Raw genomic sequence first — 883 nt, forward strand, 5'->3', positions numbered from 1 at the left:
ATCAAGAACCACTAATGAATCTGTCCGTAATGAAGTTTTATCGACCAATATTGAAGATAAAACATGGCAGCATCATGCCATTAATGGTGAATTCACCCCAAGATTCGACGCCAGCTTAAATGTATTAAACGGCAAGTTGATCCTTTCAGAAGGCATTTCTTATTTTGGTAGAGGTGATGATAGTTGGAGCTTGAACAAAGATGCCACATGGAGCCGATTAACGCATACCGACGAAAATAAAAGAAATAGCGTGGTTAATTCGCCAGTGGTGAGCTTTAAAGGCAAGCTGTGGGCAATTGCAGGGAGAACCAATACTTCAGTGCTTCAAAGTTCTAACGACGGTAAAGACTGGGATAACCACACGAATATCAATAATACCGAGGTATCAAGTCGAACCGGGCATGGCGTTACCGTTTATCAAGATAAGATTTGGGTCGTTGGTGGTATTAACTCACAAGATAGACAAAGCAATGAAGTATTCTCCTCTGTGGACGGCATTAACTGGACCAAGCACGGCAGTAACTTGCCTAATATTAGAGATCACACCATCACTGTGTTCGAGAACCAAATGTACCTCTATGGTGGGGAGCAGGGAAATAGTGATTCAAATTCTATCTGGAGAAAATCAGCCACTTCAGATGCATGGGAGAAAGTTGATGTTTCAGGTACTCTCGAGCCATTACAATTACAAAATGCCCGCATGGTGGTTCTTGACGACGCTATTTATATCATTGGCGGATACGCTGTGAGTACAGATGATGTATCTAACAAAATTTATAAATTGGCACTAAATAGCGATAATACATTCACTGCAACCACCGTTGTAACGGAGGTTCCCTTTGGCCCCCGCTACGGCGTTGCAACCATTCACTATCAAGGTAGT

General features: G+C 42.4%; 1 protein-coding gene. It reads left to right on the plus strand.

All coding sequences use genetic code 11. The features are described 5' to 3' along the window. Positions 1 to 883 (plus strand): Kelch repeat-containing protein (locus AC1EU0_RS19165; RefSeq protein WP_480304375.1); only part of this gene is annotated, 883 nt, incomplete at both ends.

It is taken from the genome of Parashewanella sp. 2210YD4-3 (assembly GCF_056591735.1).